This window comes from Nitratireductor sp. ZSWI3, from assembly GCF_024655565.1.
In the GTDB taxonomy this organism is placed as follows: Bacteria; Pseudomonadota; Alphaproteobacteria; order Rhizobiales; family Rhizobiaceae; genus Nitratireductor.
Window position 1 is genome coordinate 1 of the sequence record NZ_JANKOF010000107.1, and the last position, 16,230, is coordinate 16,230.

Consider the following 16,230-nt stretch of genomic DNA (forward strand, 5'->3'; position numbering starts at 1 on the left):
CGTGATCGGCCGGGCGGCGTCGGCTTCGCGCGGTTTGCTTGGCGTCAGGCGGCCTTACGCGCTTCGACGGCATCCCAGAACAGGGCGGCGATGTCGGGACCGCCAAACCGCTTCACCTCGCGCAGGCCCGTCGGCGAGGTGACGTTGATCTCGGTCAGCCAGTCGCCGATCACGTCGATGCCCACCAGGGTGAAGCCGCGCTCGCGCAGGGCGGGGCCGATGCGGGCGCAGATCTCGCGCTCGCGCGCGGTCAGCTCGGCCGGCTCGGCCCGCCCGCCCACATGCATGTTGGAGCGGGAATCATGCTCCGCGGGCACGCGATTGATGGCCCCCACGGGCTCGCCCTCGATCAGGATGATGCGCTTGTCGCCGGCGCGTACTTCCTGCAGGTAGCGCTGGACGATGAACGGCTCGCGAAACGCCTGCATGAACATCTCCAGCAGCGAGGCAAGGTTGCGGTCCCCCTCGCGCAGGTGGAAGATCCCGGCGCCCCCATTGCCATAGAGCGGCTTGACGATGATGTCGCCATGCGTGCGGCGGAACTCGTCCACCTCGCGCGGATCGCGGGTGATCAGGGTCTCGGGCATCAGGTCGGGAAACTCGGTGACGAAGATCTTTTCCGGGCTGTTGCGCACCCAGGCCGGATCGTTGACGACCAGTGTCTTCGGATGGATGCGCTCGAGAATATGCGTCGTGGTGATGTAGTTCATGTCGAAGGGCGGGTCCTGCCGCAGCAGGATCACATCCATCGACGAGAGATCGACCCGCTCCGGCTCACCGAGCGTGAAATGGTCGCCCTTTTCGTCCCGCACCGACAGTTTCTCGGCCCGTGCAATCACCTGGCCGCCCACCATCGACAGCCGGTCGGGCGTGTAATGCCACAGGGCGTGCCCGCGCCGCTGAGCCTCGAGCGCCAGGGCGAAGCTGGTGTCGCCGGCGATCGAGATCGTCGAAATGTGGTCCATCTGGATGGCGACGTTGAGCGGCATGAACGGGACTCCCGGGAAGGTCTCTGGGATGGGCAGATGACGGCTACAGCATTTTGCGGTGAGGTGGAACCACCTGACTGCAGCATAAATGGGATAACAGGAAGCCGGGATCAAGCGGGCTCGCGCCGGAGCGGCGGGCGGGAAAACCACGTCCGGCAGAGCCCTCACCGGACAGGAGAGCAATCCTCGCCGTAATCTTGCACGGATACTATTCTTAAAGCTTTTCGAGTGCATGGTCGCCGCCGGAATAGATTATCCAGCAGAGGAACGGAGGACGATGCAGCCGGCGCCCGCTCTTGGACGGTCGATGATGGCAAATCAAGCTGATTTGGCCTTCACGGACGCGCTGACGGGCCTGGGAAACATGCGTCGCTTCTTCGACAAGATCAATCGGCTCATCGGAGAGCGGGCCGACGATCCCGCGCCATTCGCCATCGGCGTGCTCGACCTCGACGGCTTCAAGCCCATCAACGACCTGTTCGGGCGCGCCGCCGGCGACGACATATTGCAGCAGGTGGCGCTGCGCCTGCGCGCCGCGATGGACGACGGCTCCACGGTGACGCGCATCGGGGCGGATGAATTCGCCTTTCTCTATCCGATGGTGTTCAGCGAGGAAGCCGCCCGCGAGAAGACGCGCCTGCTAATCGAAATCCTCTCCGCACCTTACGACGTCGGCCACCGCACGGCCCGTCTCTCGGCCTCCGCCGGCTGCTCTCTCTACTATTCGCAGGAGGAGACGAGCGAGATCCTCCTCAACAAGGCGGAAACCGCACTCTACCAGGCCAAGCGTTCCGGACGCGGGACCGTGGTGGTCTACACGCGCGAGATGGAAGAGGCCGCCAAGCGCGTCACCCATATCGAGCAGGCTCTTCGCCGCGCCGTGGCGGCCGGCGAGGTGGAACCGCATTTCCAGCCGATCGTCGACCTGGAAACGCGACGGACCATCGGCTTCGAGACGCTCGCACGCTGGACCGACCATGATCTCGGACCGGTCTCGCCCGGGGTCTTCATCCCGATCGCCGAAGAGCGCGGCATCATCGGCCCCCTCTCGCAGCTCGTGCTGCGCAAGGCGACGGAAGCAGCGCGCGGCTGGCCCACCAATCTCTTTCTCTCGTTCAACCTGTCGCCATCGCAATTGGTCGATCACAGCACCGGCCTGCAGATCCTCTCCATCCTCGAGCGCACCCGTTTCGACCCGCGCCGGCTGGAGATCGAGATCACCGAGACGGGCCTGATGAGCGACCCGGCCTCGGCGCAACGCATCGTCGAGGATCTGCGCCGCGTCGGGATCCGCGTCTCGCTGGATGATTTCGGCACCGGGCAATCGAGCCTCGGCCGATTGCGCGAATTCCAGTTCGACAAGCTGAAGATCGATCGCGCCTTCGTGTCATCGATTCTCGACGACCGCCCCTCCGAGCACATCATCAGGGCCATCCTGGCGATGTGCGAAGGGCTCGGCATGGATGTGGTGGCCGAAGGCATCGAGGCCGAAGCGCAGGCGCAGCGTCTCGTCCAGTTCGGCTGCAACGGGGGCCAGGGCTTCCTCTTCGGCCGCCCGCGCGACGCCGATGCCACGCTCGGCTATCTCAGGCAGTCCGCGTCGCCGTCCCTGCACAAGGCGGCAGGTTAGGGTCAGGACCTAACGCGTCTCGAGGCAGACTTTGGTGTGGCCTGCATTCAGGAAGCCGAGCTTGGCCGCCGCCGCCCTGGACAGGTCCAGGATGCGTCCGCGAATGAACGGGCCGCGATCGTTGATGCGCACGACGACGCTGCGGCCGTTGCGCTTGTTCACCACACGCAGCTTCGTGCCGAACGGCAAGGTGCGGTGCGCGGCGGTCATCGCCGCCGGATTCATGCGTTCTCCGGAAGCGGTCTTCGATGTCAAGGCGTACCACGACGCGCTGCCGCATTGGGCGAAAGCAGGCGTCGAGAGGATGGCGAGCAAAAGCACCGCGGCCGGCACGACCGCGCGCCGGCTCCAAATGGGCGGCTGCATGGAAGTTGTCCCCTGATCCGTATCGATTACCGCGCATAATCGGTAAATACGGCGATGAGACGGCACGGCGTCTTCAAAGCTTCCGCCGGCAGATCGACAGTAGAGCGCCGCTTGTCGGACAGTCTCATCTGCTGCAACAGCGCCGCCGCGCAGCGTCAGTCGCGCACTTTTCTCAGGAAGGCGCAGGTCGGCCTGCCCTCGTCGTCTTCGATCGTCAGCAAGGGCTCGGCGATCGACTTCAGGATGTCATGCGCCGGCCCGGTGGTCGGCCAATCGATATCGTCGAGCACGACGATGCCGCCGGCCCGCAGCTTCCTGGCATAGAGCACGACATCTTCCGCCGCGTTGAACACCGAATGCGCGCCGTCGATGTGCAGGAAGTCGATCGTTTCGAAGAACGAGGCGGCGTGGCGCGAGGGACACTCGAGGATCCTGATCTGCTCGGTGAACCCATGCGCGGCGATGAAGGCAAGGAACTCCCGCTTGATGCGCGTGAAATCCACCTCCTGCCACCAGGCATCGTTCTCCTCGCTGGTGAAGTGCTCCGTGGCAACAGAAGGGCTCCAGGTCTCGATCCCGTAGATCACGCCGGTCCCGTTCTGTCGCAAGGCCGCGGCGCAGGGAACGATCGAGCGGCCGCCGAAAATGCCGATCTCGACGCAGATTTCCGGCCGCTCCCTGACAATCGCATCGGCGAGCGCCGTGGCCTTCGCGCGGCTGCACCAGCCCTCCAGGGCGCGCTCGGCGGCTTCGATCGCGTCCGGGACGGTGCGGACAATCGGATCGAAAGTCTTCTGGCGATCCCTGCGGCTACCGAAGAGCGAGGAGCGGTTCCTCGCTGCGTCTCGCAACATGGCGGTCTCCTCCTCGATGGGCCTGCAACCTGTGCAGCAGCCGGTCGGCCATGCCGGCCCAACTGTATTTCCGCGTGTAGGCCAGGCCGCGCTCCACCATCTGCGCCTTCAGCGCGTCATCCTCCGCGACGGTGCGGATGGCGTCTGCCAGCGCCTGCGCATCACCTGGAGGCACCATTGCGAAGCAACCGGCCTCCTCCTGGATTTCGCTGAAGCTGACGGTTTGCGAGGCGATGACCGGCCTGCCATGGCAGATCGCCCAGGTCACGGCGCCCGACCCGGCCGGCCCGTTCCTGTGATAGGGGGCAAGGACGATGTCCGTGCGCGCCATGACCGCTGCGATGTCCTCCTCCTCCAGCCAGCCGGTGATTTCGAGCCGCGCGCCCTCGCGCTCCTTGAGGCGCTCGAACGTGTCGTCCATCGCGTTCCCCGGATGCGTGCCGCCGGCGATCACCAGCCGGTATCGCTCCGGCAGGTTGTCGAGCGCCTCGATGGCCTCGTCATATCCTTTGTACTTCGCCACGAAGCCGAAGATCGTCAGAACGATCTCGTCTCCGGCGCTCCTCCTGGGAATTATGCGCGGGGCCGGCAGCGGGTGCCGGGTGGCCCAGATCGAGGCCGGCGAGAGTCCGGCTTCCACATACTGGCCTTCGGCGGTGTTGCCGTGAACGACCGCGAAGATTTGCGGATTGTCGTTGATCAACCGGCAGATCCGCGCCCAGTTGACCCGCTTCCTCGAGAGGATGCGATGCGAGGTGCGCGGTTCCGAGTGGAAGATGACGGCGGTCGGCTTTCCCGCCGCGGCCACTCTGCTCATCAGCCGGGCAAACACCTTCTGCGCAAGGCCCGACGTGTATCTGCCGCCGAAGAGCCCGTATTCGTGCTGAATGATGATCGCGTCATAGGCATCGATTTTCGCCCCGAAGGCATCGAAATGGTGCAGCATCCCCTGCTTCGATCGCGTCCGCGCCGTCGCCGTTTCGACGGCATGCACGTCGACACACGCCCCGGAGCGCCCGAGAGCGCTCATGAGCGCATCATTGTAAGTGGCGATCCCGCAGCGTTCACCAAACGTGGACAGGGTAAGAATCTTCATGGACGCAACTCTAGAGCGTTGTGCGTTCTTCTGAACGCTACACAAGACGCTCCGCCTCATTGTTTTCCGCATCTGTACGGTCGTCAGGTGATTCCACTTGACCGCAAAATGCTATAGCCGTCGAATATTGGCAGAATGATGCCGCCAAGCACTCAAACTCCTTCAGCGCCGACAAGGCTGTACATCCGGGAGTTTTCGAATTTTAGCGAAGCGGCCGGTTATTCAGAAAAAACCAACGGCCAACGCGCCCCTGCGGGCGCAACGTGAAAATGGCTTCTTAAAAGGATGGTGCCCAGGAGAGGACTCGAACCTCCACGCCTCGCGGCACACGGACCTGAACCGTGCGCGTCTACCAATTCCGCCACCTGGGCAGGTGTGCGCTGCCGATGTAAGGGCCAAGTCCCTTCCTGTCAACGCGAATTCTCGACCATCGAGAGGAAATTTCGGTGCATCGCGCCAGCCCATGGCCGATGGCCTCGCGGAGCCGCCGTCACGGCTCCGCGGCGATCCCTTTCGCCGCTCAGCCTTCGAGGATTTCCTTCGAAGCTACCGTCGAATCGGCGTTGAGCCTGTAGATGATCGGCACGCCGGTGCCGATCTCGGTCCTGACGATTTCATCACCGCTCAGACCGTCCAGCGCCATCACCAGCGCCCGCAGCGAATTGCCGTGCGCGGCGACCAGCACCGTCTCGCCGCGCAGGACATGCGGCAGGATGTCATGCAGGAAATAAGGCCACACGCGCGCGCCCGTGTCCTTCAGGCTTTCGCCGCCGGGCGGCGGCGTGTCGTAGGACCGGCGCCAGACATGCACCTGCTCCTCGCCCCATTTCTTGCGCGCATCGTCCTTGTTGAGACCGGAAAGCTCGCCATAGTCGCGCTCGTTGAGCGCCTGGTCGCGGATCGTCTTCAACCCGTCCTGCCCGAGCTCGTGCAGGATGTGATCGTTGGTGACCTGGGCGCGGGAAAGATCGGAGGTGAAGGCGATGTCTGCCTTCATGCCGCGTGCCTTGAGCTTGCGGCCGGCCTCCTTCGCCTCCTCATGCCCCTTCTCCGTCAGACCCGGATCCCGCCAGCCGGTGAACAGATTCTTGAGATTCCACTCGCTCTGACCGTGACGGACGAGGATCAGTGTACCGGACATGGCGCTTTCCCTTGCAGGTTTCGGATGTTGAAAACCAGATCGGTTCATCGTTTCATGGAAACGCTGTCCCGATCCATCTTCTTTGTCTTTCCGCATTTATGCGGTCGTCAGGTTTCCACCTGATTGCAAAATTCTCTAGCTCAGCCCGAGTACGTCGAGCATCGAATAGAGGCCCGGCTTCCTGCCGCGCGCCCACAGCGCCGCCTTGACCGCGCCGTGCGCGAAGATGCCGCGATCCTCGGCCTGATGGGAAAGGGTGATGCGCTCGCCGGGGCCGGCCAGAATGACGGAATGCTCGCCCACCACCGAGCCGCCCCTGAGGGTCGCAAAGCCGATCGTGCCGGGCTCGCGCGGGCCGGTGTGCCCGTCGCGCACGCGCACGCTCTTCTGCGCCAGCGCGACGTCGCGCCCCTCGGCAGCCGCTTCGGCGAGCAGCAACGCGGTGCCGGAGGGCGCATCCACCTTGTGCCGGTGATGCATCTCCAGGATCTCGATGTCGAAATCGGCCGCCTCGAGCGCCCTTGCCGCCTGCTTGACCAGAACGGCGAGCAGGTTGACGCCGAGGCTCATATTGCCCGACTTGACGATGGTGGCGTGGTGCGCGGCCATCTTGATCTTGGCCTCGTGGCCGGCATCGCAGCCGGTGGTGCCGATGACATGGACGATGCGAGCCTGCGCGGCGTAGCCCGCGAACTCGACGCTCGCCGCCGGCGCGGTGAAATCCAGCACCCCCTCGGCCTTGGCGAAGGCGGCCAGCGGATCGTCGGAAATCGGCACGCCGATGGTGCCGATGCCGGCCAGCTCGCCGGCATCCTTTCCGAGGGCCGGCGAGCCCGGCCGTTCGATGGCGCCGGCGACACGCGCTCCCTCCATCGCATGAACCGTGCGGATCAGCGTCTGGCCCATGCGCCCCGCCGCGCCGACAACCACCAGCCCCATCTCGCTCATGCGCCGCTCTCCTCGCCCGCGGGCTCCGCTTCGGCCGTCCTGTTGGCCAGCAGGTCTTCGCCCTTCTCGCGCTGCATTCGGTGGAACCGTGCATAAATGCCGTGCGGCTTGCGCACAAGGGAGGCGTGCGTGCCTTCCTCCACCAGGCGCCCTTCCTCGAGAACGATGATGCGGTCGGCGTTGACGACCGTCGACAGCCGATGCGCGATGACCAGCGTGGTGCGGGTCTTCATGATCTCTTCCAGCGCTTCCTGGACGCGCGCTTCCGACTCGTTGTCGAGCGCGGAGGTCGCCTCGTCGAGCAGCAGGATCGGCGCGTTGCGGACGATCGCGCGGGCAATGGACAGGCGCTGCCGCTGACCGCCCGACAGCGTGGCGCCGTTTTCGCCCACGAGCGTGTCGTAGCCCCGCGCCTGCTGGCGGATGAACTCGTCGGCATGGGCAAGACGCGCCGCCGCCTCCACCTCCGCGTCGGTCGCGTCCGGCCGTCCATAGCGGATGTTGTCGCGGATCGTGCCTTCGAACAGATAGGGCTGCTGCGACACATAGGCGATGGCGCCGCGCAGCGAGCTCTTGGTGACCCTGGAGATGTCCTGCCCGTCGACCTCGATGCGGCCGCCGTCGAGGTCGTAGAAGCGTTGCAGCAGCGCGAACAGGGTCGACTTGCCGGCGCCCGAGGGGCCGACGATGGCCGTTGTCTCGCCTGCCTTCGCGACGAAGCTGACGCCGTGCAGCACCGGCAGCGTGTCGCTGTAGGCGAAGGCGACGTTGTCGAACGAAACGTTGCCCTTCTCCACCCGCAGCGTGCCGGCATCGGGCGCATCGCCCTGCTGAGGTTCGATGTCGAGGATCTCGTAGATCATGCGCGCATTAACGAGCGCGCGCTCGAGATTGACCTGGACACGCGCGAGCTTGCGCACCGGGTCGTAGGCCAGAAGCAGCGCCGTGATGAAGGCAAAGACGGAACCAGGCGGCTCCGCGCTGACCGAGGCGCGCCAGGCTGCATAGGCGATGACGCCGGCGATCGCCAGTCCGGCCAGAAGCTCGGTGATCGGGCCGAGCCGCTCGGACACCCGGGCGATCTTGTTGGAGCGCTCCTCGGCGTAGCTTATCAGCCCCGTCATCTTCTGCGAGAGCTGATCCTCCATGGTGAAGGCCTTGATGATGGCGATCCCCTGCACCGATTCCTGCATCGCGCCGAGCAGCCTGGAATTGACCTCGACCGCCTCGCGCGTGACCCGGCGCAGCCGCCGCATCAGATAGTTCACGGCATAGATGAGCGGCGGACCGATGACGAGGGCGATCACCGAGAGCAGCGGATCCTGCAGCACCATCACGGCCACGAGGCCGACCAGCGTCACCGCATCGCGCGCTATGGAGGCCACCGTCATGTTCAGGAGGTCGCGGATGCCGCCCACATTCTGGCTGATCTGCGCCGAAAGCTGGCCGGAGCGGGTGGTCGTGAAGAAGCCGATGCCGAGACGCATCAGGTGGTCGAACACCCGCTGCTGGTAACGCGCGACGATGTTGTTGCCGATCTTCGCCAGCATCACGGACTGGCCATAGGTGGCGAAGCCGCGAATGGCGAAGGCGGCGACGATGGCAGTGCAGATCCAGCCCACCAGGTCCCAGCGCTGGCGGTAGAAGACCTCGTCGATGATGTCGCGCATGATCCAGGCGCTGAAGGCCGTGGTGGCGGCGATGGCCAGCATGCAGAGCACGGCGATCGCGTAGTGCCCGACATATTCGCGGCCGTTCTCCGCGAAAATCCGGCGGATGACGGGGATGACCGCGCCCGGATCGGCCGTGTTTCTTCCGAGTCTCAAAGCATCCGTTCCTGTTCAGCCAGCGCCGGCGAGCTCATACCAAGACTTACAGCGTCCCTTGCGGGTCCGAATGGCTGCAGGGCGCTGTATGCCTGTTCACGGCTGCTCATGCAACGGCCAATCACGCCGCAATTATGACGCCTACCGGCAGAGACGGACTACCCGGCGCATCAGCCCGAAAATCGGAATCGATTTTCGGAAAGCACGATGCGCAGATTCAAAGACTTACAGCGTCCTTTGTGCGTCCAAATGGACGCACGGCGCTGTAAGCCACCCGTCAGCCCGACCTCCAGCGCCGCCCCTCGGTCTCGACACCGAAGCGGATGGGCGTGCGCGCATAGGCGGCAAGCCCGCGCAGCGCGGCCATCGGATGGGTGATCACATAGGCCGGCATCGCACGCATCATGGCGCCATGGGGAGCCTTGTCCTCGAAGGCGGCGCGGAACTTGCCGTTCTTCAACGTCGGCACGATCTTCTGGGCGATGCCGCCCGTCAGGTACACGCCGCCGCGGCTCATGAAGATCAACGCCATGTCGCCGGCAAGCCGGCCGAGATAGGTGACGAAAAGATCGAGCGCCTCCACGGCGATGGCATCCGAACCCTCCAGCCCCGCTCCCGTGATCTCGGCCGGGGTTTGCCGGACGGCGTCCCTGCCATCCGCCGCGGCGATCGCGCGATAGAGATTGACCAGACCGCGGCCGCAAAGGATCTGCTCGGCCGAAACGCGGCCCTCGATGCGCTCCAGATGCGGGAATATCTCGAGATCCCGGTCGCTGCGCGGGCCGAAATCCACATGCCCGCCCTCGCCGGGGACCGGGAACCATGTGTGCTGAGCATGCACCAGCCCGGCCATCCCGAGACCGGTTCCCGGCCCGAGGACGACACGGCTGCCCGTCGCCTCCGGCGAGCCGGGACACACCATCTCAAGGTGCTCGTCTTCGAGCGCCACCGCTGCCAGCGCCTGGGCCTCGAAATCGTTGATGACGACGATGTCGGAGAACCCCATCGTCTCGATCATCTGACGCGGGCGAACCACCCAGTCGCAATTGGTAAGGTCGATCTCATCGCCGTCGACAGGGCCGGCGACGGCAAGCACCGCCGAACGCGGCAGGATCGAGGTGCGGTCGAGAATGGCCGTCTGGATCGCCTCATCGATGGTCGCATGATCGGCCGTCTGCACCACCGGGAAGAGTTTCGGCTCGGCATTCGAATCGACCAGGATGGCGAACCGGGCGTTGGTGCCGCCAATATCCCCGATCAGGACGGGAAATCTGAGCACGGCGTCGTTCTCGTTCTTGAAATGCATGGCTGAGCTCGGTCCTGTCGCGGCCGGTTGTTGTCTATAGCGTTCGCACTTGGCCAATCCCAAAAAGTCAGAGTGGGATGCGGGCGGAAAACCGCTTCACACTGTTCCTCATCCCGCTCCAGGCTTCCGCGCAATTAAATCGGTTGAAGCCTCATGGCAAGCGGGGCGCCCGGAAAAACCCACGACCGGCAGCCGATCGACTACTGAAAGCCGGGCCTGCTGCTGGGCCGCGGAACGCGATCGGCCGGTATGGCTGACAGCACGCTCGCCGGATCGATCGGCCCGTAGCCAAGCACCGGAAGATCCGCCGCCGCCTGCTGCCCCTGCCCGTCGCCGGTTAGGGTCACGGCCATCTCGGAGGCGGGCGAGGGCGCGTCGAGAACCGCGCGGCAGGCCGCCGGAAGCGACGCCATCGTCATGATATCGCGCGCCTTCGGCTTGGCTGGGCCCTTGGCAGGCCGCCATGGCTCATCCGTGAACCACCAGTCGAGCGACTTGTCGCAGCCATCGCCGGGCGGCGGCGCGGCCTGCGGCTTACAGCCGGAAGAGCCCGCCGGGCAGCCGATGCGCAGATGAAAATGATAGTGGTGGCCCCAGAAGGGCCGAACTTTCTGCAGCCAGCGGCGGTCGCCGCGCACCGTGTCGCAGAGCTTCTTCTTGATGCCGGGATGAACAAGGATGCGCTCCACCTGCGGATAGCTCGCAGCGCGCCGCAACACCGCCTCATGGGCGGGCGTCCACTTACGATCGTCGACATAGAGCGAGTCGCCCTTGAGCATCGAGACGGCGCTGACGTTCTCCCGTTCGGCGTTGGTGAAACGGCGGGCCGGCATCGGCGTGAACCAAATGTCGGCGTCGAGGCCGATCTGGTGCGATGCATGCCCCGTCAGCATCGGCCCGCCGCGCGGCTGGGAGATGTCGCCGACCAGAAGGCCGCGCCAGCCGTCCCGGGCCGCCTCGCGAGACAGGCGCTCGAGGGTCGCGACCAGTTCGGGATGTCCCCAGCGCCGGTTGCGCGACAGGCGCATGGCCTGCCAGTGCGGGCCGTCCTTGGCGATGGCCATGCCGCCGGCGAAGCAGCCTTTCGAATAGAACCCGAAGGATTGCGGCGCGGCCACCGCCGGCAGTTTCTTGGCGCCGAAAAGCTGCTTGGCCAGCGGCTCGGACGACGCAGCGCCAGTGAACGCAAAGACGCCGAGCAGGGCCGCGGCTGCGACCTTCAAGAACGTTTCGAATCGCATCGCTTCCTCGTCATCGGTCCGCCCAGGTTCAAGAATCATAGCACAGCTTGCGATTCGCGGACGAATGCGTCAGGAATTTTCCGCCCGCCAGCGGTCTTCCGCCCACATGGCGTCGAGCGCCGCACGATAGTCCGGATGGCGCATGCGATATCCGGTGGCCTTCAGCTTCGCGTTCGCCGCGCGCTTGCATTCGCCATAGAAGGAGCGGCCCATGGGGCTCAATCCTGCCGCCTCGAAAGCGACCTCAGGGGGAGGCTCGATCCCCATGATCCGCGCCGCATAGGCAACGACGTCCTGCGGCGGGGAGGGGGCGTCGTCGGTGACGTTGAACAGGCCGCCCTCGCGCCGGCGCGCCAGATGGGCGGTGGCGCCGGCGATGTCGTCGACATGGATGCGGTTGAACACCTGGCCGGGTTTCACGATGCGCCGCGCCTTGCCTTCCGCCAGGTTGGCGAGCGCGTTGCGGCCTGGTCCATAAATGCCGGAAAGGCGCAGGATGGCAACCGGAAGGCCGCGGTCGCTGCCGAGCCGCAGCCAGTCGTTTTCAGTCGCCAGCCGCTGCTTCGACCGTTCGGAAACCGGATCGCAGGCGCTTGTCTCGTCGACCCAGGCGCCGCCATGATCGCCATAGACGCCGACCGTCGAGAGATAGCCGATCCATTTCAGGGCAGGCATGGCGCTGCCCACCACGTCGCGGCCAACGGCCAGCAACGGGTCGCCCTGCGCATCGGGAGCGATGCTGACGATCAGATGGGTGGTGCGGGACAGCGCGTCGCTTATCTCCGGCGACAGGCCGGAGCCGCCGTCGAAGACGAAGGGCGTGATCCCCGAGCGTTGCAGCGTCTCGGCGTTCTCCGGATTGCGCGTCGTGCCGCCGACGAACGCAGCCTCGCCAAGCACCTCACGGGCGATCGCCCGGCCGGAATAGCCGGCGCCGAAGATGAAGAATTCCTTGGTCATGGCCGCGTCCTCCATTCAGCTTCCACTTCGGCATCCTTTTCCAACGGACGCAAGCGCGCTTCAAGAGACGCGAAGGCGCCCGCATCGAGAAGCCGCGACAGGGCCCAGACGGCAGCGCCCCGCACCAATGGCGAAGGGTCGGCGAGCAGGGCCTCGCAGTGGCGACCCAGCGTTGCATCACCGGAGTTGCCCGCCGCGATGAGCGCGTTGCGGACAAACCGGTCGCGGCCGATGCGCTTGACCGGAGAGCCGGAGAAAAAGGCGCGGAACGCCGCATCGTCGAGCGCGAGAAGCGCCGCAAGCTCGGGCTCGTTCAGGTCATGGCGCGCCTGCAACCTCGCCTCGGCGGCATGCCGTGCGAATTTGTTCCAGGGGCAGACGGCCAGGCAATCGTCGCACCCATAGATGCGGTTGCCCATGGCGGCGCGGAATTCGTGCGGGATCTGCCCCTTGTGCTCGATGGTGAGATAGGAGATGCAGCGACGCGCATCGAGCTGGTAGGGGGCCGGGAAGGCGTTGGTCGGGCAGATGTCGAGGCAGGCCCGGCACGAGCCGCAATGGTCGCGTTCGGGATCGTCCGGTTCGAGCTCCGCGGTCGTGAAGATCGAGCCCAGAAACAGCCAGGAGCCGAACTCGCGGCTGACGAGATTGGTGTGCTTGCCCTGCCAGCCGAGGCCCGCCTGCCGCGCTAGCGGCTTTTCCATCACCGGCGCGGTGTCGACGAAGACCTTGACGTCCTGTCCGGTGCGCGCCGCAAGCTTGCCGGCGATCTGCTTCAACCGCCCCTTGATGACGTCGTGATAATCGCGGTTGCGGGCGTAGACGGAGATCGCCGCCCTGCTTTTCTTGCCGAGCACCGACAGCGGGTCCTCCTCGGGCCCGTAATTCATGCCGAGCATGATCACCGAGCGGACCTCGGGCCAGAGATCGCGCGGGTGTGCGCGGCGGTCGGCCGTCTCCTCCATCCATTGCATGGTGCCGTGCCGGCCCTCCCTGAGGAAGTGGCCAAGCTCGCCGGCTTTCGAGGGGGCGGCTTGTGCGGAAGCGACGGCAACCGCGTCGAAGCCGGCCGCGCGCGCCTCTTTGTCGATGAAGGCGCGAAGCCGGTCGGCCTGCGCCGTGCCCATCAGAAATCCAAATCCGCGTAATGCGAGACCGGCGACAGCCCCCGCACGCGGTCGGCAAGGATGGGACGGAACGCCGGCCGCGACTTCATGCGGGTGTACCAGTCGCGCGCCGCCGGATAATCATGCCACTCCACTTCGCCGAGATAGTCGAGCACCGACAGGGCGGAAGCGGCGGCCAGGTCCGCGTAGGAGAGCTTCTTGCCGGCCAGCCAATCGCGCGTGCCGGTCAGCCAGTTGGTGTATTTCATGTGCTGGCGAATGTTGGCGCGGGCCGCCCGGATCGCCGCAGAATCCGGAGAGCCGCCGCCCTCCGTGCCCGTCATATGGGGCTTCAAGGCGCGCTCGCGCACGAGATGCCGTGTGACGTCGCCATCCGCCTTGATCAGATACCAGTCGACCAGGCGGCGAATCTCGGCGCGCTGCACCGGGTCCTCCGCCATCAGGCGCTTGCCGCGCTTGAGCGCGCCGCGTGTCTCGTCGAGATATTCGGCGATGACGGTAGCGCCGACGATCGGCTGATCGCCTTCCGCAAGCAAGACGGGAATCGTGCCAGCCGGATTGAGCGACAGAAATTCCTCGCGCCGCGCCCACGGGCGTTCCTCGATCAAAGCGAGTTCTTCTCCGTACTCGCCAAAGGACAGCCGCACGAAGCGGCACGATGCGAAGAGGGGATGATGAAATAACGTCAGCATGCGGCGACTTCTAACGCTGGGCTCTGGCCATTTCATGGCCGTGGCGGTAATTCTCGGATTACCTGATTCCGGGAGTTCTTCCTCAGCTATAGGGGGAGAGCGTCGCACTGACAAGCAAGCCAAAATTGAGGAGCCAACGTGACCGATCAGACCATCGCGGGAGCGCTCGTGCTCGGTGTTCTGGAAGGCTTGACGGAGTTCATCCCCGTCTCTTCCACAGGTCATATCCTGCTCGCCGGCCATTTTCTCGGCTTCAAATCCACCGGCAAGGCCTTCGAGGTGCTGATCCAGCTCGGCGCGATCCTGGCGATCCTCAGCATCTACGCGGTGCGGCTCTGGAAAATGCTGATCGACCTGCCGCGCGATCGCGATACCCAGCGCTTCGTGCTCGGCATCCTGCTCGCCTTTCTGCCGGCGGCGATCATCGGCGTCCTCGCCTACAAGGTCATCAAGACGGTGCTCTTCGAAACGCCGTTGCTCATCTGCGTCATGCTGATCCTCGGCGGCTTCGTCCTCCTGTGGGTCGACCGCTGGGCGAGCAAGCCGCGCTACACGGACGTGACCAAGTTTTCGCTGCCGATGTATTTCACCATCGGGCTGATCCAGTGCCTGTCGATGATCCCCGGGACCTCACGCTCGGGCGCGACGATCGTCGGCGGCCTGCTGCTGGGCGCGGACAAGCGCTCGGCGGCGGAATTTTCTTTCTTCCTGGCCATGCCGACCATGACCGGCGCCTTCGCCTACGACCTTTACAAAAACTTCGACATACTCTCGACAGCGGATATCGAGATCATCGCCATCGGCTTCGTGGCCGCCTTCGTGGCCGCGCTGCTGGTCGTGCGCTGGCTGCTCGGCTACGTCTCGCAGCACGGCTATGCGCTGTTCGGCTGGTGGCGGCTGATCGTCGGAATCGCGGGGCTGGCAGCCCTGTTCGTCTGGGGATGAGCGGAAACAAAAAACCCGGCGCGAGGCCGGGTTTCTTGTAAGCGGTCCTGCCTGACTCAGGCGACGTTGCCGTTGATCCAGGCCGAAAGAGCCGTCTTCGGAGCGGCGCCCACCTTCATGTCGGCCACTTCGCCGTTCTTGAACAGCATCAGCGTCGGAATGGAGCGCACGCCGTACTGCGCGGCGATCTCCGGGTTCTCATCGATGTTCAGCTTGGCGATCTTCACCTTGCCGTCGAGTTCCCTTGAAATCTCGTCGAGCGCCGGAGCGATCATCTTGCAGGGGCCGCACCACTCGGCCCAGAAATCGACGACCACGGGCTCCGCCGCCTGCAGCACATCGGACTGGAAGTTGCTCTTGTCCGCTTTCACGGTGGCCATTGGAATCTCCTATCGGCAAAAGAAGTCACACCACATGTGGGGGTAGCGCAGGCGCGCGTCAAGCTCTCTTGTGTCACGTGCCGCCGAGCCCGGCAAGCGCCTTGGACAGGCGCTCGGCCGATACGGGCAGCAGCAACGGCGCCTCGGTGAACAGCAGCGCCGCCTGCACCGCGCGCCCCGGATAAAGGGGTTTCAGGAGCTCGGCATAAAGCGCCATCTGCGCCACATAGGCAGGCGGTACCTGATCGAGCGTTTGCGGAACGGGACGACTGGTCTTGTAGTCGACGATCAGAACGGTGTCCGCGGTCACCGCCAGCCTGTCCATGGTGCCGGAGACGGCGCGCCGCACACCGTTGAGGCTGACTTCGCCCAGCACCGAGACTTCCGCGCGCGAGCCGGCGGCGAAAAGCGGCTGGAAACGGGCATCGTCAAGAATCGCCGAAACGGACCGCCATGCCGCCTCGCGCTCGGCCTCGCTCCACGCGCTGCCGGCGCGTGCGAGATAACGCCGCGCCGCCGCTTCGCGCCCCGACGCCGGGCATTCGGGCAGCATCTGCAGAAGCCGGTGCATGGCAAGACCGCGCTGGACCGCAAACCCCGGCCTGTCCGGATCGTCAAGCACCGGCGAGCGGGAGGAGGGGACCGGCTCGTATCCCGCCTCGATCAGCGCGCCGGCGCGCGACGGGGTGAGCGGGCGCGGCAGGTCGGCCTGCACGGGCGGCGGCTCGC

The 16,230-nt window shown here is 65.4% G+C and carries 16 protein-coding genes and 1 tRNA gene; 2 read left to right on the forward strand and 15 right to left on the reverse strand.

Annotated features, from left to right (window positions below; all coding sequences use genetic code 11):
* Positions 1 to 44 precede the first annotated feature (44 nt).
* On the reverse strand, positions 45 to 989 hold the full coding sequence (gshB, locus tag NUU27_RS22090; RefSeq protein WP_257764465.1) for a glutathione synthase: 945 nt from the start codon (positions 987 to 989) through the stop codon (positions 45 to 47).
* A gap of 307 nt (positions 990 to 1,296) precedes the next feature.
* Between gshB and NUU27_RS22095 the strand changes: the two genes are divergently transcribed.
* Positions 1,297 to 2,619, forward strand: a complete 1,323-nt coding sequence (locus NUU27_RS22095) for a putative bifunctional diguanylate cyclase/phosphodiesterase (protein ID WP_374567909.1) — start codon at positions 1,297 to 1,299, stop codon at positions 2,617 to 2,619.
* Positions 2,620 to 2,628: 9 nt separating this feature from the next.
* Here the strand turns inward: NUU27_RS22095 and NUU27_RS22100 are convergent, their stop codons facing one another.
* From NUU27_RS22100 to NUU27_RS22155, 12 genes are all read right to left on the reverse strand, one after another.
* On the reverse strand, positions 2,629 to 2,985 hold the full coding sequence (locus NUU27_RS22100; RefSeq protein ID WP_257764467.1) for a septal ring lytic transglycosylase RlpA family protein: 357 nt from the start codon (positions 2,983 to 2,985) through the stop codon (positions 2,629 to 2,631).
* A 155-nt stretch (positions 2,986 to 3,140) separates the two neighbouring features.
* A complete protein-coding gene (locus tag NUU27_RS22105) occupies positions 3,141 to 3,839 on the reverse strand; it encodes a class I SAM-dependent methyltransferase (RefSeq protein WP_257764468.1) in 699 nt (232 codons plus the stop codon).
* Positions 3,796 to 4,935 carry a glycosyltransferase gene (locus NUU27_RS22110; protein WP_257764469.1) on the reverse strand — a complete coding sequence of 380 codons (1,140 nt, stop codon included), beginning with the start codon at positions 4,933 to 4,935 and terminating at the stop codon, positions 3,796 to 3,798. The genes NUU27_RS22105 and NUU27_RS22110 overlap by 44 nt, the downstream gene beginning before the upstream one ends.
* A 286-nt stretch (positions 4,936 to 5,221) precedes the next feature.
* A tRNA-Leu gene (locus NUU27_RS22115) sits at positions 5,222 to 5,306 on the reverse strand.
* 149 nt (positions 5,307 to 5,455) lie between these two features.
* Positions 5,456 to 6,076 carry a 2,3-bisphosphoglycerate-dependent phosphoglycerate mutase gene (locus NUU27_RS22120; RefSeq protein WP_257764470.1) on the reverse strand — a complete coding sequence of 207 codons (621 nt, stop codon included), beginning with the start codon at positions 6,074 to 6,076 and terminating at the stop codon, positions 5,456 to 5,458.
* Positions 6,077 to 6,211: 135 nt separating this feature from the next.
* A complete protein-coding gene (gene dapB / locus NUU27_RS22125) occupies positions 6,212 to 7,024 on the reverse strand; it encodes a 4-hydroxy-tetrahydrodipicolinate reductase (RefSeq protein WP_257764471.1) in 813 nt (270 codons plus the stop codon).
* On the reverse strand, positions 7,021 to 8,850 hold the full coding sequence (locus NUU27_RS22130; protein ID WP_257764472.1) for an ABC transporter ATP-binding protein: 1,830 nt from the start codon (positions 8,848 to 8,850) through the stop codon (positions 7,021 to 7,023). Before NUU27_RS22130 ends, dapB begins: the two co-directional genes overlap by 4 nt.
* Before the next feature lie 277 nt (positions 8,851 to 9,127).
* Positions 9,128 to 10,156, reverse strand: coding sequence for a glucokinase (locus NUU27_RS22135; protein WP_257764473.1), 1,029 nt, complete (start codon positions 10,154 to 10,156; stop codon positions 9,128 to 9,130).
* Between the two features lie 200 nt (positions 10,157 to 10,356).
* Positions 10,357 to 11,397, reverse strand: coding sequence for a penicillin-insensitive murein endopeptidase (gene mepA, locus NUU27_RS22140; protein ID WP_257764474.1), 1,041 nt, complete (start codon positions 11,395 to 11,397; stop codon positions 10,357 to 10,359).
* 69 nt (positions 11,398 to 11,466) lie between these two features.
* Complete coding sequence (locus NUU27_RS22145; protein ID WP_257764475.1) at positions 11,467 to 12,357, reverse strand: SDR family oxidoreductase; 891 nt, start codon at positions 12,355 to 12,357, stop codon at positions 11,467 to 11,469.
* On the reverse strand, positions 12,354 to 13,484 hold the full coding sequence (gene queG, locus NUU27_RS22150) for a tRNA epoxyqueuosine(34) reductase QueG (protein ID WP_257764476.1): 1,131 nt from the start codon (positions 13,482 to 13,484) through the stop codon (positions 12,354 to 12,356). The genes NUU27_RS22145 and queG overlap by 4 nt, the downstream gene beginning before the upstream one ends.
* Positions 13,484 to 14,176 carry a glutathione S-transferase family protein gene (locus tag NUU27_RS22155; protein WP_257764477.1) on the reverse strand — a complete coding sequence of 231 codons (693 nt, stop codon included), beginning with the start codon at positions 14,174 to 14,176 and terminating at the stop codon, positions 13,484 to 13,486. The genes queG and NUU27_RS22155 overlap by 1 nt, the downstream gene beginning before the upstream one ends.
* Before the next feature lie 138 nt (positions 14,177 to 14,314).
* Between NUU27_RS22155 and NUU27_RS22160 the strand changes: the two genes are divergently transcribed.
* Complete coding sequence (locus tag NUU27_RS22160) at positions 14,315 to 15,121, forward strand: undecaprenyl-diphosphate phosphatase (protein WP_257764478.1); 807 nt, start codon at positions 14,315 to 14,317, stop codon at positions 15,119 to 15,121.
* 56 nt (positions 15,122 to 15,177) lie between these two features.
* On the opposite strand, the gene trxA is transcribed toward NUU27_RS22160, so the two are convergent.
* The gene (gene trxA, locus NUU27_RS22165) at positions 15,178 to 15,501 is read right to left on the reverse strand and encodes a thioredoxin (protein ID WP_257764479.1); all 324 of its coding nucleotides are present in this window, start codon (positions 15,499 to 15,501) and stop codon (positions 15,178 to 15,180) included.
* A gap of 73 nt (positions 15,502 to 15,574) precedes the next feature.
* A partial coding sequence (locus NUU27_RS22170) for a PD-(D/E)XK nuclease family protein (protein ID WP_257764480.1) occupies positions 15,575 to 16,230 on the reverse strand: 656 nt, incomplete at its 5' end.

Bases quoted from the DNA above. Each gene is read 5' to 3' on its own strand.
- gshB (WP_257764465.1), bottom strand. From the start codon at position 989: ATGCCGCTCAACGTCGCCATCCAGATGGACCACATTTCGACGATCTCG.
- NUU27_RS22095 (WP_374567909.1), top strand. From the start codon at position 1,297: ATGATGGCAAATCAAGCTGATTTGGCCTTCACGGACGCGCTGACGGGC.
- NUU27_RS22100 (WP_257764467.1), bottom strand. From the start codon at position 2,985: ATGCAGCCGCCCATTTGGAGCCGGCGCGCGGTCGTGCCGGCCGCGGTG.
- NUU27_RS22105 (WP_257764468.1), bottom strand. From the start codon at position 3,839: ATGTTGCGAGACGCAGCGAGGAACCGCTCCTCGCTCTTCGGTAGCCGC.
- NUU27_RS22110 (WP_257764469.1), bottom strand. From the start codon at position 4,935: ATGAAGATTCTTACCCTGTCCACGTTTGGTGAACGCTGCGGGATCGCC.
- NUU27_RS22120 (WP_257764470.1), bottom strand. From the start codon at position 6,076: ATGTCCGGTACACTGATCCTCGTCCGTCACGGTCAGAGCGAGTGGAAT.
- dapB (WP_257764471.1), bottom strand. From the start codon at position 7,024: ATGAGCGAGATGGGGCTGGTGGTTGTCGGCGCGGCGGGGCGCATGGGC.
- NUU27_RS22135 (WP_257764473.1), bottom strand. From the start codon at position 10,156: ATGCATTTCAAGAACGAGAACGACGCCGTGCTCAGATTTCCCGTCCTG.
- mepA (WP_257764474.1), bottom strand. From the start codon at position 11,397: ATGCGATTCGAAACGTTCTTGAAGGTCGCAGCCGCGGCCCTGCTCGGC.
- NUU27_RS22145 (WP_257764475.1), bottom strand. From the start codon at position 12,357: ATGACCAAGGAATTCTTCATCTTCGGCGCCGGCTATTCCGGCCGGGCG.
- queG (WP_257764476.1), bottom strand. From the start codon at position 13,484: ATGGGCACGGCGCAGGCCGACCGGCTTCGCGCCTTCATCGACAAAGAG.
- NUU27_RS22155 (WP_257764477.1), bottom strand. From the start codon at position 14,176: ATGCTGACGTTATTTCATCATCCCCTCTTCGCATCGTGCCGCTTCGTG.
- trxA (WP_257764479.1), bottom strand. From the start codon at position 15,501: ATGGCCACCGTGAAAGCGGACAAGAGCAACTTCCAGTCCGATGTGCTG.